This is a genomic window from Bacillus litorisediminis (genome assembly GCF_022808645.1).
Classification (GTDB): domain Bacteria; phylum Bacillota; class Bacilli; order Bacillales; family JC228; genus Bacillus_BF; species Bacillus_BF litorisediminis.
In genome coordinates, this window is the sequence record NZ_JAKZKT010000018.1 from 64,214 (window position 1) to 88,169 (window position 23,956).

The 23,956-nt window shown below is 38.5% G+C and carries 19 protein-coding genes and 1 pseudogene; 11 read left to right on the plus strand and 9 right to left on the minus strand.

From position 1 onward, the window contains the following. Positions 1-286 precede the first annotated feature (286 nt). The 3 genes from MLE14_RS11165 (at position 287) to MLE14_RS11180 (ending at position 3,973) form a co-directional block, all read left to right on the plus strand. A complete protein-coding gene (locus tag MLE14_RS11165; protein WP_243298456.1) occupies positions 287-1,456 on the plus strand; it encodes a D-alanyl-D-alanine carboxypeptidase family protein in 1,170 nt (389 codons plus the stop codon). Between the two features lie 463 nt (positions 1,457-1,919). Beyond that, positions 1,920-3,299, plus strand: coding sequence for a sensor histidine kinase (locus MLE14_RS11175; RefSeq protein WP_243298457.1), 1,380 nt, complete (start codon positions 1,920-1,922; stop codon positions 3,297-3,299). After that, positions 3,296-3,973, plus strand: coding sequence for a response regulator transcription factor (locus MLE14_RS11180; RefSeq protein ID WP_243298458.1), 678 nt, complete (start codon positions 3,296-3,298; stop codon positions 3,971-3,973). Before MLE14_RS11175 ends, MLE14_RS11180 begins: the two co-directional genes overlap by 4 nt. A gap of 81 nt (positions 3,974-4,054) precedes the next feature. Here MLE14_RS11180 and MLE14_RS11185 read toward each other — a convergent pair whose 3' ends face one another. Then, positions 4,055-4,546, minus strand: coding sequence for an SRPBCC family protein (locus MLE14_RS11185; protein WP_243298459.1), 492 nt, complete (start codon positions 4,544-4,546; stop codon positions 4,055-4,057). Between the two features lie 337 nt (positions 4,547-4,883). On the opposite strand from MLE14_RS11185, the gene MLE14_RS11190 reads away from it, so the two are divergent. Next, entirely contained in the window at positions 4,884-6,800 is a 1,917-nt protein-coding gene (locus tag MLE14_RS11190; RefSeq protein ID WP_313897751.1) for a heavy metal translocating P-type ATPase, read from the plus strand. A gap of 43 nt (positions 6,801-6,843) precedes the next feature. Here the strand turns inward: MLE14_RS11190 and MLE14_RS11195 are convergent, their stop codons facing one another. Next, complete coding sequence (locus MLE14_RS11195) at positions 6,844-7,119, minus strand: DUF2277 domain-containing protein (protein WP_243298460.1); 276 nt, start codon at positions 7,117-7,119, stop codon at positions 6,844-6,846. A 453-nt stretch (positions 7,120-7,572) separates the two neighbouring features. Between MLE14_RS11195 and MLE14_RS11200 the strand changes: the two genes are divergently transcribed. From MLE14_RS11200 to MLE14_RS11210, 3 genes are read left to right on the plus strand one after another with little or no spacing between them, the layout of a single operon-like run. Next, entirely contained in the window at positions 7,573-9,207 is a 1,635-nt protein-coding gene (locus MLE14_RS11200; protein WP_243298461.1) for a spore germination protein, read from the plus strand. Next, entirely contained in the window at positions 9,204-10,427 is a 1,224-nt protein-coding gene (locus tag MLE14_RS11205; RefSeq protein ID WP_243298462.1) for a Ger(x)C family spore germination protein, read from the plus strand. The genes MLE14_RS11200 and MLE14_RS11205 overlap by 4 nt, the downstream gene beginning before the upstream one ends. A gap of 21 nt (positions 10,428-10,448) precedes the next feature. After that, positions 10,449-11,591 (plus strand): GerAB/ArcD/ProY family transporter, encoded by a 1,143-nt coding sequence (locus MLE14_RS11210; RefSeq protein WP_243298463.1) that lies wholly within the window; start codon positions 10,449-10,451, stop codon positions 11,589-11,591. A 30-nt stretch (positions 11,592-11,621) separates the two neighbouring features. On the opposite strand, the gene MLE14_RS11215 is transcribed toward MLE14_RS11210, so the two are convergent. After that, positions 11,622-11,918, minus strand: coding sequence for a HesB/YadR/YfhF family protein (locus MLE14_RS11215; RefSeq protein ID WP_243298464.1), 297 nt, complete (start codon positions 11,916-11,918; stop codon positions 11,622-11,624). 301 nt (positions 11,919-12,219) lie between these two features. On the opposite strand from MLE14_RS11215, the gene rpmG reads away from it, so the two are divergent. After that, positions 12,220-12,369 (plus strand): 50S ribosomal protein L33, encoded by a 150-nt coding sequence (gene rpmG, locus MLE14_RS11220; protein ID WP_243298465.1) that lies wholly within the window; start codon positions 12,220-12,222, stop codon positions 12,367-12,369. 17 nt (positions 12,370-12,386) lie between these two features. Then, positions 12,387-13,573, plus strand: a pseudogene (locus tag MLE14_RS11225) (GTP-binding protein). Positions 13,574-13,661: 88 nt separating this feature from the next. Here MLE14_RS11225 and MLE14_RS11230 read toward each other — a convergent pair. Further along, entirely contained in the window at positions 13,662-15,377 is a 1,716-nt protein-coding gene (locus MLE14_RS11230; protein WP_243298466.1) for a S8 family serine peptidase, read from the minus strand. A 303-nt stretch (positions 15,378-15,680) separates the two neighbouring features. Beyond that, positions 15,681-16,097, minus strand: a complete 417-nt coding sequence (locus MLE14_RS11235; RefSeq protein WP_243298467.1) for a VOC family protein — start codon at positions 16,095-16,097, stop codon at positions 15,681-15,683. 211 nt (positions 16,098-16,308) lie between these two features. Between MLE14_RS11235 and MLE14_RS11240 the strand changes: the two genes are divergently transcribed. Further along, positions 16,309-17,580: a sensor histidine kinase gene (locus tag MLE14_RS11240; protein ID WP_243298468.1), complete on the plus strand. Its 1,272-nt coding sequence runs from the start codon at positions 16,309-16,311 to the stop codon at positions 17,578-17,580. A gap of 322 nt (positions 17,581-17,902) precedes the next feature. On the opposite strand, the gene MLE14_RS11245 is transcribed toward MLE14_RS11240, so the two are convergent. The 4 genes from MLE14_RS11245 to MLE14_RS11260 form a co-directional block, all read right to left on the minus strand. After that, positions 17,903-18,964 (minus strand): hypothetical protein, encoded by a 1,062-nt coding sequence (locus tag MLE14_RS11245; RefSeq protein WP_243298469.1) that lies wholly within the window; start codon positions 18,962-18,964, stop codon positions 17,903-17,905. After that, positions 18,948-19,484 carry an RNA polymerase sigma factor gene (locus MLE14_RS11250; RefSeq protein WP_243298470.1) on the minus strand — a complete coding sequence of 179 codons (537 nt, stop codon included), beginning with the start codon at positions 19,482-19,484 and terminating at the stop codon, positions 18,948-18,950. The genes MLE14_RS11245 and MLE14_RS11250 overlap by 17 nt, the downstream gene beginning before the upstream one ends. A 166-nt stretch (positions 19,485-19,650) precedes the next feature. Beyond that, entirely contained in the window at positions 19,651-21,075 is a 1,425-nt protein-coding gene (locus MLE14_RS11255) for a PAS domain-containing sensor histidine kinase (RefSeq protein ID WP_243298471.1), read from the minus strand. A 210-nt stretch (positions 21,076-21,285) separates the two neighbouring features. Further along, positions 21,286-22,140: a LysR family transcriptional regulator gene (locus MLE14_RS11260; protein WP_243298472.1), complete on the minus strand. Its 855-nt coding sequence runs from the start codon at positions 22,138-22,140 to the stop codon at positions 21,286-21,288. A gap of 102 nt (positions 22,141-22,242) precedes the next feature. Here MLE14_RS11260 and MLE14_RS11265 point away from each other — a divergent pair, with 102 nt between their 5' ends. Beyond that, positions 22,243-23,442 carry an MFS transporter gene (locus MLE14_RS11265; protein ID WP_243298473.1) on the plus strand — a complete coding sequence of 400 codons (1,200 nt, stop codon included), beginning with the start codon at positions 22,243-22,245 and terminating at the stop codon, positions 23,440-23,442. The last annotated feature ends 514 nt before the right edge of the window (positions 23,443-23,956 follow it).

The window sequence follows — 23,956 nt, forward strand, 5'->3', positions numbered from 1 at the left end:
AACACCGTACCTCTTTCTAATCGAAAGAGGTTTTTTATGCTCTAAATAATCAAAACTGTAGGTAGATGAATAAAACAAATTGTTTAAAAAAATTAAGCTATGGTTACATGTAGTCCATCTGAAGGGTTTTTTTAATTATTTTGATTTACAATAGGATAGGCAAATGAAAATTTCTAATTATAAGAATGGAAAAAATACTTAATTGAAAAACAGCTTTAATAGGGTATAGTTATACTATATTGTTTCGAAAGCAGAAATATAAGAAATAAGAATTTTGGTGATATACATGAACAAATTAATTATAACTATGATATCTGTCCTTTTTATAAATTCCATTATGTCTTCAACCGTTTTTGGGGAAGACGCTCCGGCGCCTCCAACCATTAGTAGTGAAGCTGCCATCATATTGGAAGCCGATTCTGGACAGATTCTCTTTGATAAAAATGCAGATGTTCCAATGTACCCTGCCAGCCTAACTAAAATCGCAACAGCTATTTATGCAATCGAAACGGGAAATCTGGATGATATCGTCACGGTGAGCAGTAAAGCTAGAGAGGTAGATGGAACAAGGGTTTACCTGGAAGACGGAGAAAAAGTTACGTTAAAGAAGCTCCTCCAAGGACTGTTAATTAATTCAGGCAATGATGCCGGTGTTGCCATTGCGGAGCATTTAAGCGGCAGTGTCGAGCAGTTTGCTGATGATATTAATAAGTATTTAAAAAACGTTATAGGAATCGAAAATACAAACTTTGAAAATCCGCATGGTCTCTTTGATCCGAACCATGTAACGACAGCTGAAGATTTAGCTAAGATCACTCAGTATGCCATGCATAACGAGGTATTTAGAGAAATATTCGGAACTCAAGAACTAGAATGGCAAGGTGAATCCTGGGATACAACCCTCTATTCTCATCATAAAATAGTAAAGGGTGAAATTCCCTACGAAGAAGTAACGGGTGGAAAAAATGGTTATGTCGACCAATCTGGATTCACCTTGGCAACAACAGCTGAAAATAATCAATTAGACTTGATTGTCGTAACCCTAAAAAGCAGTTCAGAAGCCATTGCTTATCAGGACACCGTTAGCTTATTAGACTTCGGCTTCAATCATTTTGTCACGTCAAGTATTGCTGAGGGAAAAACGTTTGACGTAGATGGCGTGGAATTTATGACAAAAGATACATTATTTTATACCTATCCTAAAAGTGGACAAGTTCATACAGAGGTCAACAAGGATGGGGTATTAGAAGTTATGGCTCAAGACGGTACTGTCCTTGCTTCTTATGAACTAGATTCAACTGAAGTAGCTGCAGCAGCAGAAGTAAAGAAATCAACCGCTTCCGAAGAAAGTAATCCATCGGTTTTTGATGGGTTATCGGATCATCTGCTTTTTGTTTTAGCAGCATTAGCCTTTGGAATTGTCATCCTGTTTTATCGGCAAACCCGTAAGGTATAAAAGACCCCTTTGCAGTCTGCAAGGGGGTCTTTTTATGCTTTTTATAAAAAATTTATGGGTTTTTCAATGTCAGTGTTACCTGATTTTTTATTAAAATATGCTTTAAATCTAATAAACAAAAATATCGCGCGAACGAATAAATCAATAGCTATCGATAACCAAACTCCAGCAATCCCCATTTCAAACTGGATTCCCAAAATATACACACCGAGAATCCGAATAATCTACATGCCAATAGCCGTACTATACATTGGACTCTTTGTATCCCCCATGCCTTGCAGGGCACCTGCTATTATTAAGCCAGCAGCTAATGCCAGCCCTCGAACATCAACCAGCAGTATGTTTTATTCAAGAACTTCTCTTCTCATTTCTGTCTAAAAAGTTTTTGTCCGCCTATTGTAAAATATTTTTTAACAGTTTTTTCTGTTATCTATCAGTTACAATACAAGCAGGTGATGTTGATATGAATAAACTTTCAATTAAATTGGGGCTTTCCTTTTTTGTAGTTTTCTTTGGGATTACCGTATTTCTTTTATTTTTTTTACATCAATCCATGGTTGAAACACAGGTTGATGGAGAGATGTCTTCTTTGCAGTTAAGAGGTAATTCTCATCGGGATGTGTTGTCTCAGAGCTTTAATCAAAGTACATTAGATCATGTTATGTTAATGGAATCGACATCCGATACCATTGTGGTAGTTTCAGATAATGAAGGAAACATATTAAGTTCTTCTGATGCGGTAACACCGATTGTGCAAAATATGATTAATCATACTGTTTCAGACAGGATGCTTCAAAGCAAAGATGCTTTTATTGAGACAGAATTTTGGGACAGCCCTTTTATAGCAACCGTAAGCAGCTTCCAGACCCAAAATCAGCCCTATTTTCTGTTTATGTTTAAACCGACAGAAAATTTACAGATGATGATGCATGAAATGAACGAGCATTTTGTATACGGAGCGATTATCTCTCTGCTCGTTACGATTCTAGTCATCTATTGTCTGACAAATATTATTACCAAACCATTAATCAAAATGAAACAAGCAACTGAAAGGATGAGTATCGGCGATTTCTCAGTAGAGCTTCCTGAACACCGAAATGATGAACTGGGAAAGCTCTCAAAAGCGATTCATAAGCTTGCTGATGATTTAAAGCATTTAACAGAATCCAGGAAGGAATTTTTGGCAAGCATCTCTCACGAATTAAGAACACCCCTAACTTATATCAAAGGGTATGCCGATGTATGCAGAAAAGGGCTTATTAGTGATCAAGAAAGAGAGAAATATCTTCATGTCATTTATGAGGAGTCTGAACGGGTATCCAGATTAGTACAGGATCTGTTCGAATTAGCTAAAATTGACAAGAATGAATTTGCCATTGAAAAAAGCAAGGTTTCCGTTAATGAACTTATTCAGAACCTATTTGAGCGTTTTCAACCAGCTTTTGAAAAGGAAGGAAAAAAACTGGATTTAAAAGTAAGCGGAGAGATTTGGGCAAATATAGATTCTATTCGTATCGAGCAATGCCTTCTAAACTTATTAGACAATGCGAAAAAGTATTCGCTCCCGAATAGCACAATTAAGTTAGAAGTTTTTGAGAAAAAGAGAAAGATTCACATCACAATTCAAAACAATAGTCTTCCGATTGATTCTCACCATCTTCCCCGCTTATTTGATCGCTTTTATCGGATAGACTCATCTCGCTCTAGAAAGCTTGGGGGAACCGGCCTGGGGCTTTCGGTTGTCAAAGAAGTGATCGAGGCTCACGGAGGCACCGTATCCTTTAAAGATAGCCACGGATTAATTACTGTACAACTATCTCTGTCAGGGGGAATCGGGGAATGAAAAGAAAGGTATTAATTGTGGACGATGAACCACAAATGCTAACATTGCTTAAAATTTATCTGGAAAATCATCAGTTTCAATGTACATTAATGGACGATCCTTCAGCCGCAGTCGATTTTCTTAAAACGAATCCAATCGATATAATCCTGTTAGATATTATGATGCCGAACCTCGACGGGTGGGAATTGTTAAAAGAGATAAGACAATTTTCTAATATTCCGGTTTTATATCTGACAGCCCGAACGAATCAGGAGGATATTATTAAAGGATTACGGCTTGGGGCTGATGATTTTATCACTAAACCATTTGACGAAGAAGTATTGGTAGCTAAAATCGAGGCTGTTTTAAGGAGATACTATGGCGATGGAGCTCTGACGATTGAGGGCTTAACTTGGGATTCAGATGCACGAAGAGTATTATTTGCCGGGAATGAAATTCTTCTGACACCCAAGGAATTTGCATTATTGGGGCTATTCCTTAGAAACCAAAAGAGAGTATACTCACGTGAAGTGTTAGTGGATTTAATCTGGGGAGACGGGTCAGATCCTTCCGACCGTGCAGTTGATTCCCACATTCGCAACTTACGGGACAAACTGAGAAAAGCTGGATTCCCAATAGAAAAATACCTGCATACGATCTATGGTGCCGGATATAAATGGAATCATTCACAATAACCAGGAGGAAACCTGCCTAATCAGATAGGCTTCCTCCTTTTTTATTATTCCTGGACTAAATGTGCTGCCACTAACCTGTAATCACGGTTGGCAGCATAGCTCCCCTTCACCGGCTTCTAATGCTGATTTTAAACTGCTTAGTACCTGATCCCATGCCATCACATGCCAGTCTATAGCCCTTTGCCATTCTTGCCCCTCGCCCCAGCCAGTGTGTGTAACAGTTACTTCCGTTTGTTCTCCTATTTCTTGTAGCTTTACATTAACTTCTGTAAGCTTGCTGCTTTGATTCATAAGTTCTGCCAGCGGATCTGGCCCCTTCCAAGTGAATGACAAGCTTTTAAATGGCTCTAATCCAATAATAGTACACCCTTTTGTACAGTTCCCCACTTCATTGCCTGGCTCAAAATATAATTCGTATTTGCCCCCAACTTCCGGCTCAACAATTGCTTTTCCAGCAAACCATTGAGAAACCCTATCGGACTTTGTCCATGCATACCAGACTAAATCAGCCTTTGAATCAATCATTACTTTCTTTTTAATTATTTTTTGTTCTGCCGTGTTTTGATTGGTCATACTAAACCCTCCATTTATTGGTTTTGTATACAGATTATACCGGATTACCTAATACTTTTAAATTCTAGTACAAAATTCAGCAATGGAGAATGATTTAACTGAATTTTCAAAAACTATGCCCAATTGATTATGATTATCATTATTAAATAATTATTATTAATTTATAATCATTATTATTTACACACTCATAATTGTATGTTAATCTGTTTATACACTTTTAAAATAGCCTTCTAAATACTAGTGCACATTAATTTACCAATTGTTTTTTGATGATTATCATTCTCAATTAGTTAAGTTTAATTGAGAATGTATTTCAGTTGAAAAGGAGGTCTCTCCCGTGCTTGCCGAAACGAAAACATTAAAACAGCCTACCAAGCTCGAAATCTCTTGGCTTGAAAAAATCAAACCTCATCTCGAACTAATGGCCGCCTTATTCAGCGGATTACTGATTTTAGCCGGGTGGCTGTTGGCGGAAAACTCATTTCAAACAGCGTCCGTGATCATTTATTTAGCAGCGTACGTGATCGGCGGTTTTGCCAAAGCAAAAGAAGGTATTGAAGAGACAATTGCCAATAAAGAATTTAATGTAGAAATTCTGATGATTTTAGCAGCCATTGGCTCTGCCATAATTGGCTACTGGACAGAAGGCGCCATTTTAATTTTTATCTTTGCATTAAGTGGTGCTCTTGAAACATACACCTTAAATAAAAGCCATAAGGAAATCTCTGCATTGATGGACCTTCAGCCCGAAGAAGCTGTTCGGGTAAAAAACGGTACGGAAGAAAGAGTCTCCATTGTTGAATTATTTGTTGGGGATCTACTATTAGTAAAACCGGGTGAACGCGTACCTGCCGATGGGCGAATTATCGAAGGACATACCAACCTGGACGAAGCTGCTATTACAGGTGAGTCCATGCCGGTTAGTAAAACGATTAATGACGAGGTTTTTGCGGGAACCGTTAATTTGCGCGGGACTATTTTAGTTGAAATGACAAAACCTAATAGTGAAACGCTCTTTCAAAAGATTATTAATCTTGTCCAAACGGCCCAGAGTGAAAAGTCTCCTTCCCAGCAATTTATTGAACGTTTTGAAGGAAAATATGTAAAAACAGTATTAATCGCGGTTGGCTTGATGTTGTTTGTCCCTCACTTTGCATTTGGCTGGAGCTGGACTGAAACCTTCTACCGTGCCATGATTTTACTGGTCGTTGCTTCACCTTGCGCCCTGGTAGCATCCATTATGCCTGCTACCTTATCATCTATTTCAAATGGGGCACGCAATGGAATTCTATTTAAAGGTGGCGTTCATCTTGAAAATCTGGGGAATATACGTGCCATTGCTTTTGATAAAACCGGTACCCTTACTAAAGGACAACCGGAAGTAACAAATGTTATTGTTCGCGATGACTTAACGGAGCATGAATTTTTGACGCATGTTGCTTCTATCGAAAAATACTCAAACCACCCGCTTGCAACAGCTATTGTCCGCTATACCTCTTCAAAAGGTATAGAATTAATGAAGCCAGATAATATGGAAGATATTGCAGGCTTCGGAGTCCAAGCAATGTTCAATGGATCCAGATGGAAAGTAGGCAGGGCTGATTTCGTTGGACGTGAAGAAGCTGAGCAATTTCAGGGAGGAGTGGCCCACACCTTAGCAAAGCAAGGGAAAACGGTTGTTTTTGTTAAAGATGAGAAAGGAATCGCAGGATTAGTAACGCTAAAAGACATGGTTCGGAAAGAGACGGTGCAGGCGATCCAAGCGCTAAAAAAAGCGGGCATTTATACTGTCATGTTAACTGGTGACAGCAAAAAGACGGCTCAAGCGATTGCTGCTGAAAGCGGAATTGATACCTATATTGCGGAATGTCTTCCTGAAGTGAAAGTCGATGAAATGAAGAAATTAAAAGAAAAATTCGGTACGGTTGCTATGGTTGGCGATGGAATCAACGATGCTCCCGCTCTAGCAACGGCTACTGTAGGAATCGCGATGGGAGAAGGAACCGATGCTGCCTTGGAAACAGCTGATGTCGTGTTAATAAAAAATGATTTGCCTAGAATAGCCGAAGCCGTCAAGCTTTCAAAGAGAATGAATCGAATCATAAAACAAAATGTGGTATTTTCAATTTCTGTAATCTTACTTTTAATAGCATCAAACTTTATGCAGTCTTTGGCTTTGCCAATCGGCGTTATCGGCCACGAAGGAAGTACCATCCTTGTCATACTAAATGGTTTGAGATTACTAAAGTCATAATGTTTTAATAGGGCAGCTGGCTAGGCTGCCTTTTTGTTTTCCTCTAAGAATTGGCTGCGAACCTTTTAGCTGTTCTTATACGGGCTTTTTCAGCCTCAGCCTCGCGATTTCGTGGTTCTGCATTAGTTTCTAATGATTCAAGCAGTTTTTTTGTGGCGATGGCTACTTCCTGAATGGCACGATTAAATGCTTCTTCATTTGCCTTTGATGGCTTTTGAAACCCCGAAATCTTTCTCACATACTGAAGAGCCGCTGCGTCGATTTCCTGATCCGTGGCTTTAGGGTCAAAATTAAAAAGTGTTCGAATATTCCTGCACATAGTTCTTCCCCTTTTCTTATTTTTCAGTGATAATTCTATTTCTTTTATTATACACCATATCGATTTCTGCTTTTTCAATTCTCCCTACTGCCGGAGTTTCCTAGACTTATTTTTACCCTTTATCCGACTTCGATAAAAATATAGAAACGAATCAATCACAAAGACAAGAATAAAAAAGACAAACACAAACATTTCTGGGGTTTCCATAACCTGAAATGGGCTCACATTATTATGGATGGATGTCCTTGTGTCAAATCCTTGAAGCAGGTCTACCCCTAAAGAAAAACTCATTAATAGCACCATCATTAATAAAGAAATCCCAATAATCTTCATATACCATCACGCTCCATTCAATAGTCTCTCCTTTTTTTTACTTTATATAGAAGGGTTCGAATAAAAAAGTCATGCATTGGAGAAAACAGGAAATATACAGCTAAGAAAGGAACAAGAGTGATGCCTCCTTTTTTCAAACGTTCGAAGCAAAAAAAAACAAGACCAAACGAAGAGACTGACAAAAATCAATCCATTGATCCATTGATAGAGTCTATTGATGATTCACTTACAGTAAACTTAGACTACATTCGGAAAAGAACAGGAAATAGCCCTGATGTCGTCATACGTCAGTTTAAAATTGGCAAAGACCTGGAAGTTCCGATCGCAATTGTTTATTTAGAAGGTTTATCAGACCATACTACTATCAATGATTTCTTAATAGAATCCATCATGCAAAGTAAAACATTACAAAATGAACTCACCCTCCAAGACGCTTTTGACATCATGAAAGAGCAGGTCATTGCCCTTGGAACTGTAAAAGAGGTTCTAGATTGGGATAATCTGTTCTCCACTTTAATGACTGGTCAAGCGATTATTTTAATGGATGGGAAGAGTTCAGCACTTAGTGCCAGTACAAAAGGCGGGGAAAAACGTTCCATTGAAGAGCCAAGCAGTCAAGTAACGATACGCGGGCCTAGAGATGGATTTACGGAATCAATCCAGGTTAATATTGCGCTTGTGCGAAAACGAATTCACAACCCTGACTTATGGGTTGAAACGATGAACATTGGCAAGATTACAAAAACAACCGTTTCTATTATGTACATAAACGGAATTGCTAAAAAAAAGATTGTCGAAGAGGTCCGGACTCGATTAAACAGAATCAACATCGATAGCATTCTTGAATCAGGTTATATAGAGCAGCTAATCGAAGATCAAACTTTTACAACCTTTCCGACAACTTATCATACTGAAAGACCTGATACTGTTGCAGGAAATCTCCTAGAAGGAAGAATAGCTATTTTCGTAGATGGTACTCCTTTCGTATTGATTGTTCCAGCGTTATTTATTCAATTTTTCCAATCAGTTGAAGACTATTATGGCCGATTTGATATATCAACCTTCCTTCGCTTTTTAAGGATTTTAATGTTTTTTATTTCAGTTATTGCACCTGCTGTTTACATTGCCGCTACAACCTTTCATCAAGAGATGATTCCTACACCTTTATTAATTACGATTGCTGACCAGCGAGAGGCTGTTCCGTTCCCGGCATTTGTGGAGGCACTTATAATGGAAATTGCTTTTGAAATTTTACGGGAAGCTGGTATCCGGATGCCTAGAGCTGTCGGATCAGCCATTTCTGTTGTAGGTGCGCTTGTAGTCGGACAGGCAGCAGTCGAAGCAGGGATTGTTTCAGCTGCCATGGTTATTATTGTCGCGATAACAGCTATTGCCAATTTTGCAACTCCCTCGATCGCGATGGCCATTTCAGCCCGCTTGATTCGCTTTTTATTTATGGTTGCTGCAGCTACATTTGGTTTTTATGGAATCATCTTAGGAATAATCATTCAGGTTGTACACCTTTGCAGCTTACGTTCATTTGGGGTTCCTTATATGGCCCCGCTTGCTCCGATGATCCTTTCTGATAATGATGATACAATTGTCCGCGTCCCATGGTGGGCTTTCAGAACGAGACCTAAATTATTAACCGGGGAAAATCAAATTAGAGAAGGCAAAAATCAGAAACCAGAGCCTCCTGCCAATCAGGGAATGGTTAATAAAGACACGGACAAGGATAAGGGTGGCCAGCAGTGAATTACAGAAAACTTGTATATTTACCAATGCTAATAATGATTCTCTTTCTTCTTTCCGGGTGTTGGAGCCAAAAGGAATTAACCGATATAGCGTTCGTTTCAGCATTAGGAATCGATAAAACGGATGAAGGAAAGTATGTTGGAACTATTCAGGTTATTAACCCTTCCAATGTCGCAGCTACTGCACAGGGAAGCGGTACACAATCTACTCCCGTTACTATTTTTTCTTCTACTGGAGACACGATTACTGAAACGGTCCGCCGTTCAACAGCGAAGGTTTCACGTCGACTATATTTTACTCATACGAATCTTCTTGTAATTGGCGAAGAGTTAGCGAGGGAAGAAGGAATCGAGCTTCTTTTTGACGCCATTGACAGGGATCCTGAGTTTAGAACCACAACCACCGTAGTGATTGCCCATGGTGCAAGGGCAGAAGATTTTGTGAAAATATTATCTACTCTGGAGAAGATTCCAGCCAATAATGTAATCAAAGTTTTAGAGTCGTCTGAAAAAAGATGGGGTGAACATGCGGCTTTTTCAGTTCATGATGTGATTCAGAGTCTAGTCTCCCCAGGCAAGGAACCTGTCATTACGGGCTTTATTCTAAAAGGAGAAGTAAATCAGGGTAAGAAATTAGAAAATCTTCAGAAATCCTCTCCTGATACAAAAATTGAGGCAAATGGTATAGGTATTTTTAAAAAAGGAAGGTTAGTTGACTGGCTGGATAATGAACCCTCAAGAGGTGCTTTATGGGTTCTTAATAAAATTAGGGCCACAGCGATAGAAGTGGATTGGGAAGAAAATAAGGATGCCATCGTCTACGATTTGATCCGTCAGAAAACAAATGTGTCAGCTTCAATGAAAAATAATCAGCCCACTATCACCATCGAGGTAAATGGGGAAGGTCAAATCGGGGAATTAAAAGTACCTGTAAACTTAAATGACCCTTACGTGCTTTTGGAAATAGAAAAGAAACTGGAAAAGGAAATTAAAGAAGAAATAGAGGATTCTATTCGAAAAGCCCAAGAAAATCAATCCGATATTTTTGGATTTGGAGAGGCAGTCCATCGTTCAAATCCAAATGAGTGGAAGAGGTTAAAGCTTGACTGGAATGAGGTACACTTTCCTGAGTTACAAACAGAAGTTACTGTCAACGCTTTTATACGCTCTACAGAATTAAGAAACAAATCTTATCTTTCTACCATGGAAAAGGACGGTTAAGCTGAGGGGAGTGACTAATGAGTGGAGAAGGCCAAAATCAATGCATATCAGCTGTTTGTCCTTATATTCCTTTTTGAGATGGGAAGTGCTTTGATTATACCTATTGCAGTCGAAGCTAAACAGGATGCCTGGCTTTCCATTCTCCTAGGTATGCTTGGCGGTCTGTTATTATTTTTTATTTACCACCGCCTTTATCTTTACTACCCAGATATTTCAGCTGTTGAATACGTACAAAAAATAACTGGCAGATTTCTCGGACGAATTATTGCCTTATTGTATCTCCTTTATTTTGCTTACTTAGCAGCCAGGGTGTTACGCGATTTTGGTACAATGCTCGTTACGATTGCCTATTTTGATACGCCCTTGTTTATCATTAATGCATTGCTCATTATGGTGCTTATTTATACTGTAAGAAAAGGAATAGAAGTATTAGCAAGAACAGGAGAATTACTCTTTGTGTTAATGTACCTCCTTGCCTTTGCCGGCTTTGTGTTAATTGTAATTTCCGGGCTTATTGATATCAATAATCTAAAGCCAGTTCTTGAGGAAGGAATTATACCGGTTGTAAAAACAACTTATACACAAACTTTATATGTCCCTTTTGGGGAAGCCGTGGTATTTGCAATGATTTTGCCCTATTTAAACAATCCGAAAGTAGCAAAAAAAACTGGATTACTGGCTATAGGGTTGAGCGGCATTAATTTGGCAATTGTGTCAGCCATCAATTTTAGTGTCTTGGGAGTCGATTATATGATGCGATCCCAATACCCTCTTCTTTCAGCTATACAGAGAATTCAGGTAGCGGATTTTTTAGAACGCCTCGATGTTTTTTATATGATCGCTACTATTATTGGCGGATTTTTTAAGATCAGTATCTTTTTTTATGCAGTGATTGCAGGAACTTCAAGTTTATTTAAGGTCAAGCAACCTTCACGGTTAGCTTATCCGATTGGCCTTGTAATTTTAGTATTATCGATGACGATCGCAAGCAATTACTCGGAGCATATACGAGAAGGACTGGATATTGTTCCGATTTATTTACATCTTCCATTTCAAGTTATGATTCCAATCCTTCTATTAGGGATTGCCTTTGTAAAAAATAAAATAAAACAGTCGAAGAAGGATTCAAACATATCAGAGCCTGACTCTCGATCTATTGAATAAGATTTACATAGGGAGTCAGGCTCTATAAAATTAGGATTTCTTATAGATATATTCAACTTCATCATACTGCTCGTTGTATTCTACAAAAAGATCATGTCCGTCGAAATACCACAAATCAGATTCATCTACAAAAAATAGGATTCCATCAGCTGTGGTGCTAGCTGCAATGTTTACAGGAGCTTCTTCCTTGGAAAATCCAAGAGAAAATCCCTTCTGAATTGGGCTCGCACCGCCGTACCTCGCGTGAAATTTAACATGATCACCACTTTTTATGCCCACTTCATCCTTAAACCATTTTATTGCTGCATCGCTTATTACAAGTTCCATTTTATTTGGCACCCCTCTTTGTTAGAAACTGAAGCTATCTGTTATTATTTACACTTCATAATCTTTCACATGCTAATGCATCTGTATTTTAAGGTTCCTTTATATGTTATTTTAGCATTCAAACTAGGATTTCCCTATTGATATGATTAGCTTTTTCCTGTTGCATGCTAAGCTAAGTCACAACCGTGAATTCTAAAATGATTGGTTGACTTCGATCAGCTACTCATTGTAAGATGTAAATCGTAATCATTCCAATTTACATTACGTAAATCGTAATGATTCTTATTAAGGAGGTGATACCATGCGAGTAAAAATAACTCTAGCATGTACTGAAACAGGAGATCGAAATTACATAACGACAAAAAATAAACGGAATAACCCTGAGCGACTTGAATTAAAAAAATACTCTCCAAGACTGAAGCGTCGCACCCTCCATCGGGAAACGAAATGAGAAAGGATGAAACCGATATGACTAATATTCCTGTTACTGTAATCAGCGGATATTTAGGTTCTGGTAAAACCACACTGCTTAATCATCTTCTGTCAAACCGCCAAGGGAAGAAAATTGCGGTAATTGTTAATGATATGAGTGAAGTTAATATTGATTCCGCTCTCATTCAGCAGGGCGGGTTTTCTAGAACTGAAGAAAAATTAGTAGAACTGCAAAATGGATGTATTTGCTGCACTTTACGAGAGGACCTCCTCATTGAAGTCGAGAAGCTAGCTCAAGAAGGAAATATTGATTTTATCGTAATTGAATCAAGCGGAATTAGTGAACCTATTCCAGTTGCACATACCTTCTCCTATGTTGACGAGGAGCTTGGAATCGATCTTACAAAATTTTGCAGACTGGTTACAATGGTTACAGTCGTTGATGCTAATCGTTTTTGGCATGATTATGCTTCCGGCGAATTGCTTCTCGATCGACAACAAGGAATTAATGATAACGACTCAAGAGATATTGCAGATCTGCTTATAGATCAAATTGAATTCTCTAACGTCATCCTCCTTAATAAAATTGATTTAATTGGGGAAACAGACCGGCTGAGCTCCATCAACTTTTACAAAAACTCAACCCAGAAGCAAACATTATCGACTGCAGCTTTAGCAGGGTTGATTTAAAAGCAGTTTTAAATACCGGTCTATTTGATTTCGAAAAAGCGAGCAGAGGCGCAGGCTGGATTAAGGAGTTACAGCTTGAGCACACCCCTGAAACAGAGGAATACGGGATTTCATCGTTTGTCTACCGAAAAAGACTTCCCTTTCATCCCGAACGATTTCATCAATTTTTAGAAGATCTCCCAGTTGAAGTTGTGCGGGCGAAAGGTTTCTTTTGGCTAGCTAGCCAAAATGAAGCAGCAGGACTATTATCTCAAGCAGGCACATCTATTACCCTTGAATTTGGAGGCATATGGATTGCATCTTTACCTAAAGAAGAAAGAAATAAAATTATAAGAGAGGATCCATCCCTGCAAGAGCGCTGGCTAGAACCATGGGGTGACCGGATGCAGGAGCTGGTGTTCATAGGGATAGATATGGACCAGGAGAAAATTGAAAAATTATTAGATGCATGCCTATTAACAGAAGAAGAATTAGCTGAACCATGGAATGGCATGTTTGATCCTTTCCCGCGCTTACATGCGTCTATCAACTGATTCTTGTTTCCTTTTTTGCTTTTCCATATTTACTTTAAGTTAAAGAATCGTCAAATATGAAGAAAACCGGGCAAAACTGCCCGGTTCTTTATTTTAAAATATACTCCATTACATATGTTCCTGTATATTGTTCAATTGTATTTAACCACCCTTCGACGTCAACTGTGTACGTTCCCTCTGTGACCGACGGAATGAAGGTTTCTTCTGTTGTAGATAAAGCATTACCCGATGACCCTACTAGAGCTCCCGATGCATCTCGGACATAGAGATCCAAATCGTTTGTTGGAGACAGCCATTCGATCTTTACTTGTAAACTAACCGGATTGCTTCCCAGTAAAATATCATAATAATCATGTGAAGCAGCCCCGGCCTCTGAAGCGCCTGCTCCAACCGTTCCCGTCCATGTATTTTCAACAAAATAGGTGTCATACGTTTTTCCAGTATTTTTATCCCTATATTTCCCCAGCTGTAAGGCAGTCTTTTCTGCCAATTTAACGGCTTCATAAGCATTGACATACCCGGCTCCTACTTCATGATAAGCATAGCCTTCCATTGGGTCGGCTGTATTTTCTAACAGATCTAATACAACATCCGGGTGCAGGCCAGGCTTCGCTTCCAGCATAAGGGCTACAATCCCTGAAATATGCGGTGTTGCCATACTTGTACCACTAGCTGTTGTATAATAAGGTAAATGTTCAGGTGCAATATAGGTCGCATCTGTAACAGATCCAAGTGAATTCATGACAAGCCCTGTAGAAGACTTGGTTGCCACAATATCAACTCCAGGGGCAGTAATGTCTGGATGAAGAAGATCATCTCCCGCTACCCCGCGAGACGAAAAATCAGCAAGCTGCTTATCCTTTGTACCGGCCGCAACTGAAATGACCCAAGGTGCAGCAGAATAAGGATTGAGCGTATTATCATCGGGTCCTTCATTCCCCGCTGCAAATACAACAACCATCCCTGCGTCATGAGCGGCTTTGCTTGCGACGTTGATTGGATTATTCGCTGAGTATTCTCCTGTCGTTCCCCAGCTATTGCTTATAACTTTTATGCCATACTCTTCTTGGTGTTCTAATACGTAATTAAATCCTTCCAGCGCCCAAAGAATGTTGAGCCCTTCACCTGTTCCTAATCCAACCAGTTTAGCATCCGGAGCTATTCCTTTGTACAAGCCGTCACTAGCTGTTCCTAGCCCTGCTATGGTGCCTGCTACATGGGTTCCATGACCAGAAGAGGTATCCGTATTCGCTACATTTTCTAAATAAAGGGGACCATCTGAGAAAATTCCTTCTCCAACTAAGAATTTGACGTTCTGAACGACTTTCTCTCCAAGCGGTAAATCGGGATGTGTGGCATCGATTCCACTATCAATAACGGCGACTGTTACTCCTCTTCCTGTATATCCTAAATCATTCCACACTCTCTCGGCTCCCACTAACTCTCGACTGTCACGAAGAAAATATTCAAGCTCTTTGTTGTAATAGATTGATAGAGCACCAACGATGCTCGTATTTAATAATGCATATATTTCTAGCCTGGTTCCTTTTACCGCGACCATTGGTAATTGACTATACGTTTTAGTTTCTAGTCCAAGAAGCTGTAAAAGATTCACCTGGTCACTTGTAGGCATAGAATCATAGGTGACAACTGCCTCTACTAAAGCTTGGTCAGTCACTTGCTGCAATACATGTATTAATTCGGAATCAACCTCCAGCGCCAAGGCTTGTGCTTCTGGCTGTACGGTAAAAAACGTGCTGGCTACTAGCAATAAGGCAAATGCTGCAAAAATTAATTTTTTCATTCAGACCGCCCTTCCCATTTTTTTGAATTCTCAAAAATCTCTAGTAATCTCATTTTCTGCGAAGTCCGATATAAAAACAATCAACTAGAAGCACTATTCTAGAGATACAACCATTGATGTAAAGGGTTAGTACTGAAGTAGTATATAATGAGAGTTGGAAAAAAGTGCATTCCAAATACATATAAAACTAGGCTTAGGAGCTTCGTCCTAAGCCTTTCTTTATTATTGGCATTCATTTACTGTGACTGGAACAATTTGCGATATAAGAAGAAAACAGATCATTGACAAATCTTTAGTTTGCTATTAAATCTCCCACTGTGGATTCCATACAATTTCCCATAAATGCCCGTCAGGGTCTTGAAAATAACCGGAGTAACCACCCCAAAAAGTATCGTGGGCAGGAACTGTGATCGTAGCACCCGCCTTCCTTGCCTGTTCCAAGACCTGATCTACTTCTTTCTTACTTCTTACATTATGACCAATTGTAAATTCAGTTGGACTGGATTCAGTCCGCTTCAGTTTTGTATCATGCGCGATATCTTTGCGATTCCATATAGCGAGTTTTAAGCCTGCTTGCAAGTCAAAAAAGGCAACGGCCCCGTGTTCAAATTCCTCGCCAACTATACCCTCCGTAGACAGCCCCAGCCCATCCCGATAGAAAAGTAATGACCTTTTCAAATCATCAACACCTAATGTAATAACAGTAATCCTCGGTTCCATACCAGCTAATACCTCCTAAAAAGTTAAAGTATACTTCATCACTTATATTTCCAGATCTAAATATGGTAACTTATAACGATAATAATTTTACAGTCAAACAAATTGCTTATGTTTTTTAATCTAGTTTACTGTTATGGCTTGTAAAAACACATTGTATAATTTCCAATATTTGAGTAATATCAAGCTATAAGGACTTGTAGGGGAATAAAAAATGGAGTTAACAGTACACTTCTTTTTCAATCTATCTTTAATAATGATTTTACTATTTTTTGGTGTGTTATGGTTGGAAAAATTGAAAAGCTTGCGTTCGATTCAAATAACGGCCGTCATTGTATTTGTAGCAAGCCTCGTCATTTGTTTAATTTTTACATATCCGTTGCATGATAGTTTATTTTTAGATTTGCGCTTAATTCCTATCATTATCGGCGGACTGTATATGGGACTCGGTCCTCTCTTAGCAGCGATTGCTATTGTTCTTCGCGCCTTCTATGGAATTGACTCCGGATTTCTATTTCATGCATTTTTTTACTTAATCATTGCTCTCCTATTTTTCGAGCTTTCTCCTCGGTTCTTAAAAAAATCTTCCAAGAAACGAATTCTGCTTTCTGTTCTCATTACATTTCTGCTGAGCTTGCCTGAAGCCATTACTCTTTTATTGATAGATATTTCTTATCCTATGCTTGATGTGTGGATTGCATATGCCATCATTCAACCGCTTGGTGTTGGAATGATAGCCTACTTTATCGAGGAAATAGACAAAAATATTCTCCTTCGGCAGCATGTCATTAAAACAAAACGCCTTGAAGCTGTCGAACAAATGGGAGCGGCGATCTCTCATGAAATACGAAACCCGCTTACAGCAGCAATCGGATTTGTCCAACTCCTGCAGGATCACACAATATCAGAAGAAAAACGGTCACAGTATCTTGCCATTTTAAAAAGTGAACTCCATTCAGCTGAAAGAGTCATCCAAGATTATTTAACATTCTCCAAACCACAAATCCATACTCAACAATCCTTTAACATCTATGACGAAATAAAACATGTAATTCATCTGTTGAAGCCCTCTGCCAATCGCAATTCGGTTCAAATTGTAGAAGAGCTCTCTAAGCATGGAACCATCAAAGGGGATCCGCAAAAGTTCCATCAATGCCTCGTTAACATTATGAAAAATGCAATCGAAGCAATGCCGAACGGCGGGATATTAAAAGTATCAACGGAAACCACAACAGCTGATGTGATAATCCGCATACAGGATACAGGGTCTGGTATGACCCAAGAACAAATTGAGCGTTTGGGTGAGCCCTACTATTCTACTAAAGGAGATAAAGGGACTGGACTTGGACTAATGGTCGTCTATAGCATTGTCAAAGCCATGAAAGGAACAATTATCGTAGAAAGTGAACTTGGTGTGGGGACAACTTTTAAGCTCATTTTTAGAATGTCCCCGCCAACATCAAAACTTGAAAAAGGTTTCCGGTAATGCGGGATTGAGTCAAAAACCGCATGGTTCCTTTTTTGTACGTTCAAAATCTAGACTTAATGCAGGTTATATTCGGACATAAGATCCGCTATTCCATAAAAACGACCATTATGATGATACGATAGGACATCCGCTCCGTTATTTTGCCAAAATCAACGAAAAATGGCTGTAATTTGCACAAGTAACGGAATCTATGTCCTATAATTTTTGAAAATCAACCCTTTTTCGTTCAATAATAACGGAACCAATGTCCTCAAAAAATGAGCACGTTTGCCCCCCTGCTAATTTTGCCATTAAACGGTTTTTTTACATTTACTATACACTACTGAATCGGCATAAACGAAACTTTCCACACTCCGCTTTCATCTTTTACCATTTGAAAACCCATTTCACCCTGATCTCCCATAAATAAAATATATCCTTGATTTTCACCAGTCTGAATAAATTCACCTTCATCAATATTTTTATATAGATTGATAATCTCTGCTTTTTGAGCCTCAGTCAACGGTTCTTGAGAATACTCTAAATGTTCTTCTAAGCTCCACTGCACTCGTTCTGGTCTAGTTGTGTACAAAGCATATTCTGTCAAATAATCCTCATCTAACCCCGCTTGAATATATAGCTTGGCAATGCTAATAGGAGACAACCCTTTCAGATTTTCTATGTTTTGTTCTAGCCTGAACCGCTCATAGGCATTCCTTTCTTGCTCAGTCAGCGAAAATTCTTCAGACTGGTCATCCCATAAAATCGTTAGAGGTTCTTCTATTTTTAATTCCTCGTCATCTCCGACCCTCAAATAAAGATTTTTCACTTGTTGAAGCTCTCCGAGTTGATACGAAAAGATAACCTCAAACCTATCTTTATTTACGTCAGGCTGAATACTTATAAGTTCAATCGTGGCAGACTCTATGTTTTCGTATTGCTTTAGAACCTGATCAATCATTTCATTGTCAGACTGATAAAGTATATTTTTCAAGACTTCTGGTTTGTTATGAATAACTGCATCTAGATATAAAATCAGTTTCTTTGCTTGCTCAGGCATGCCCGTAACCTTTGCAACTCCCAGATATAGTTCCTTGTATGCAGAATTTGAGTCGAGTAAATTCTGAATACCTGTTTCTGAAGGAAGTGTGGTATCAGGTGTCTCAGGAGTCGCTTGTTGCATGTTTCCTAAGTAATGTAAAGAAAGAACCAATAAAATAGCCACAACTGCATTCATTGATACAACTACCCGAAAAGGAATATATGACCGCTTTTGAAGAGTACGTTCTCCTTTACCCAAACGATGTCGCAAATCATCAACAAACTGAGGGTCAGGTTCTATGCCGGGACGGTTACGGAGACTTAGTAGCAATTCTTCCTCTACTCTATTGTTTCCTTTCATTGATTCTTTCCCACCCTTCTTCCAGAGGACCAACTTCTCTTTTTAAATAGGTTTTGGCACGATGGTAATTCAATCGGACTTTCTCCTCGGATATTCCTAAAATTTCAGCTGTTTCTTCTGTAGAATACTCTTTAATTCCTCTTAAAATTAAAATACTGCGGTATTGTGGTTTTAATTTTAAAAGGGCTTTTTGTATAAATTCCCATGAATCCTGCCCTACCATCCTATCCTCAGGAGAGGGAGCATTTGATTGTTCTTCTTTAAAAAAAGAAGGAAGAAACGAAATCCTTCTCATTTTTCTTTTGTAATCTATCGCTGTGTTCTTTGCAATAGTTAGAATCCAAACTTTTGCTTTCTCTATACTTTTTAAAGAGTTTATATTCCTCATCGCCTTTATAAAAGTTTCCTGAGTGATGTCTTCCGCTTCATGTTTATTGTTGGTATAGTAGATACAAAAATGATAAACGTCTTTATAGTACAGATTATATATTTCTTCTATATCTAAATCCTTTTGACTCACCTATCACTCCCCCTTTTCAACAATTAGACGATTTCAAGTTTGATTTATTGCAAATTTTTTTATTATACGGAATCAATTTTAAATTGTAACAGAGCTCAAAAATAAAAAACTCAAGCATTTATAGCTTGAGCAAGTGTAAATGATCTTACTTTTCTACATCCTCTATTTAAACCACCTTAGGGAGTTGAATCGTAACGGTAGTCCCCTCATTTACTTTACTTTCAATTTGGAGAGATCCATTATGGTTTTTAATGATTCGATTACAAATCATCAGTCCCAAACCCGTTCCTTTTTCTTTTGTACTATAAAAGGGTTCACCAAGCTTTGGCAGTCTATCTTCGGGTATGCCTACCCCTTGATCTTTGAATTGGATTTGAACGAAATCGTCCTTAACATTTGCATTTATTATGATTTTTCCTCCGTTTGGCATAGCCTCGGTTGAATTTTTTATCAGATTAATAAAGACCTGCTTTAATTGATCAGCTTCACCTTCAACATATTGTTGACTAAAGTTAATATTGGTAATGAATTCACAGTCAGAAAGGATGGCATGTGAGTGAAAGAGCTTTATAGAACTCTCAATAATCTCCCGGATATCCACCTTTTGAATAAATTCCACCTGAGGTTTTGCTAAAACTAATAAATCAGTAATGATTGTTTCAATTCTTTCTAATTCACTTAATACTACGCTAAGATATTCATCTGTATAATGTTCTTTTACCAATTGGGTGAATCCTTTAATAGCTGTTAGCGGATTACGGATTTCATGAGCAATCCCTGCAGCTAATTGGCCGACTACTGACAGCTTTTCTGCCTGCTGTAATTTTTCTTCAATCTTTTTCCGCTCTGTTATGTCTCGGATAATAACTTGGTATGTTTTTTTCTCCTTGTACATAGTTGGGATAAATTTTAGTTCCACCTGCTTGGTCTGATGATCCTGACGTACAATCGTAGCCTCGTTCAATGAGGCAGAGAGGTTTAATAAACTCCTTTTCATACAGTCTTGAATTCGATTTCTTTCTTTCTCATGGAACGAATCTATAAATGATTTTCCAATGATATCCTCACTGCGGATTGTACCAAATAACCGTTTGCCTGCATCATTAATATATAGCCAAATTCCACTTAATGTAATAATACCCACTGTATATTGTAAATTATCTACCAAAAGCTGATATTTCTCCTGGTTAGCCTTTAGTTCTTGTTCCAACACCTTTTGTTCTGTCACATCACGAGAAATACAAAAGAGTTCCTCTGAATCAATAAGAAGAAAGGTCGATTCAAGCCAAATATAATCCCCTTCTTTTCTCAGGATCCGAAAAGATAAACGATCCTTATCAACGATATGTTTGGTAATCGCCTTAAAGCTATCCTCTACTAATGGCCGGTCATGAGGATGGCAATAATCCAGTATACTCTTTCCCAATAACTCATTTGTTTCATAACCCAGCAAACTGAGGGAAGCTGGAGATATATATGTAATGACTCCGCTTTGGGTAAAGTGAGAAATAAGTTCACCCGATCTATTAATAAGAGCGTGATAACCATTGATTTGTTTGATTAGATCCTTTGTTTGATCCTCTTTTGGCATCATTATCTTCCTTTATTTCAAATATCTAATTTTAGTTTAAAATAAATTATTGCTAGCAGGAAACGGTTACACTTCTACCAAGATGTTCCATCCCAGTTTGGATACAAATGAATGGTTTTCCCCTTATGAAAAATGTACTATTTTTTGTTGAAAATAGGAATATATTTCACAGCTTTTCTTTTACCTCTTTTTTTGAAATTTCCCTATCAATTACATTAAAAAACTGAGCAATGGTTCGATTTTTGCCTTTTTCCTCTTCGGATAGATAATATAGGCAGGCCTTTTGGGTATTGGGTGGATAGGAGTAAAAGGAAGCTTTTTTAATTGTTTGTTACGGACATGTTCTTTTGCAATATACTCAGGTAAAAATCCAATTCCCTCCCCGGAAAGAATCATTTTTACAAACAAAGAGGAATTATCTACCTGAAGAGCATAGATGATATCACCAAGGGATTTCATATACCATTCAGTAAAAGGAGACCCCCAGTTCATGTGAATATAGGGGAGATTATTAAAATCGTCTGCTAAGATTGGTTCTTTATTTACTGTAAACGTCTGGTGGGCAAATAAATGAATGGTATCTTCAAAGAAAGGTATTACCTCAATTTCATGGTGATGAGGCGGAATATAAACAACCCCGATATCTATAAAACCATCCATCATTTTCTGAACGATGTCATTTGAATGGCCCGTAATGGTACGTAATGCAATCTTAGGCTGTTCCTTTCGGAAGGACGTAATAATGGGCGGAAATACATGTTCCCAAAGTGACTGAAGACTGCCAAAAACAATCGATCCCTCAAATAACCCCTCAGATCGAACGATTCTTTCCCCTTCATTCATTAATTCTTGAATCCTTTGGGCGAAGGGAAGAAATTTCAAGCCTGCAGGTGTTAATTCAACCATCCTGTTGTTCCGTTCAAATAATCTCTTACTCATTCTTTCTTCTAGTAACTTAATTCTGGTTGTCACGGTTGACTGGGCAACATGCAGCAACTCAGCGGCTTTTGTGAAATTTTTAGTTTGGCAGACTGCTAGAAATGCCTCTATTTGTTCCGATTCCATCATATATGCTCCCATAATCAAAAATATTGATAATAATCATTATAATTATTCGTTATACAAATAACAAATCATCTACTACGATGAAGGGGGAGGAGGGAAATCATGAAACGACAGAAACTTCCAAAGGGCGTTGCCTTACTCTTTGTCAACTCACTATTCATGTCGATAGGATTCTATGCGTTAATTCCATATCTAGCTTATTATATCACGGAGAATCTGCTGCTAACCCCTTTCATTGCTGGATTGGTACTAATGGTACGCCAATTCAGTCAGCAAGGAACCACCTTCTTATCTGGAATTATTGGAGATAAAGTTGGTTACAAAATCATAATTTCATTAGGTCTTTTAATACGGGGAATGGGCTTTTTCTTATTTGCGATATTTACTTCAATCCCAGGTTTGTTAACGGCCGCTATCGTTTCCGGACTTGGCGGTTCCCTATTTGAACCTGCAAGCAAAGCGGCTTTATCGGAATTAACACCTCTTAATGACAGAAAACGGGTGTTTTCAATTGATAAGATTATAAAAAATATTGGAATGGTAGGTGCAGCTATAGTAGGGGGTATCATGATTCAATTTCCGTTTTACTATTTATGCCTGATTAGCGGAGGGCTTTTTATAGCAGGAGGTTTCTTAACTTATTTTCTTTTGCCGGATGTAACGATTAAGACTAGGAACCTTTCAATTAGCCAAATGTTCTGGACTGTCATCAAGGACCGATACTTTATCCTCTTTACCTGTTTTATGACAGGCTACTGGTTTATGTTTATTCAGCTTTATTTAACGATACCCATTTATGCAGAAGAGCTTACCGGCACTCCAGAAATCGTATCTGTTTTGTATTTCACTTTTGCCGCTTTCATTATTTTTATTCAATATCCCGTTCAATCCATTATTAAGAACAATCATATGGCAGTCTGTTCTGGAATGATGTTAATGGGTGCCGGATTATTGACGATTGGCGTAACAGCTAATATCGCCATCTTTTTTATTGGTTTTCTTCTTTTTGCCCTCGGGGTAATGGTAGCTGAACCTGCTATCTATGATTTGACTGCCTATTTGTCTCGTGAGGGAATGGCTTCTAGCTATTTTGGATTTTTTTATTTCTCCATGGCAATTGGCGGAGGACTAAGTCAGGGGATTGGGGGATGGCTATTGCAGACCGGAGAAGCCATGGGACTGCCAGCTTTGCTGTGGTATATTTGCGGGTTGGTGTCGCTCCTATCAGCTTGTGGATTATATTTTCTTTTTAAACACTACAGAAATCCGCATGTTGGTAAAGCGAAGATTCACAGCGCCTGATAATAAGCTAGTGCTAGCGGGTAGGCTCTACCAGGAGCAGAAAGCGGATCGTGGTTGAGTTAAAAGTGAAATCAATCAATAGCGGAACCAGGAACCGAAACACCTCCAAACGAGGATTTTATCTTGAATAACGGAATGAGGATTCATTATGTGAGGAAGGCGGATCCTCGTTCCGCTATTTGGATGAAAAACCGTACATCAAGGACCGAAGCGGATCCTCGTTCCGTTAAAACTGCAAAATCAATCAAAAATGCAGGTTAAAAAGGCAAATAGCGGAACCAGGAACCGAAACTAACCTCCAAACGAGGATTTTATCTTGAATAACGGAATGAGGATTCATTATGTGAGGAAGGTGGATCCTCGTTCCGCTATTTGGATGAAAAACCTTACATCAAGGACCGAAGCGGATCCTCGTTCCGTTAAAACTGCAAAATCAATCAAAAATGCAGGTTAAAAAGGCAAATAGCGGAACCAGGAACCGAAACTATCCTCCAAACGAGGATTTTATCTTGAA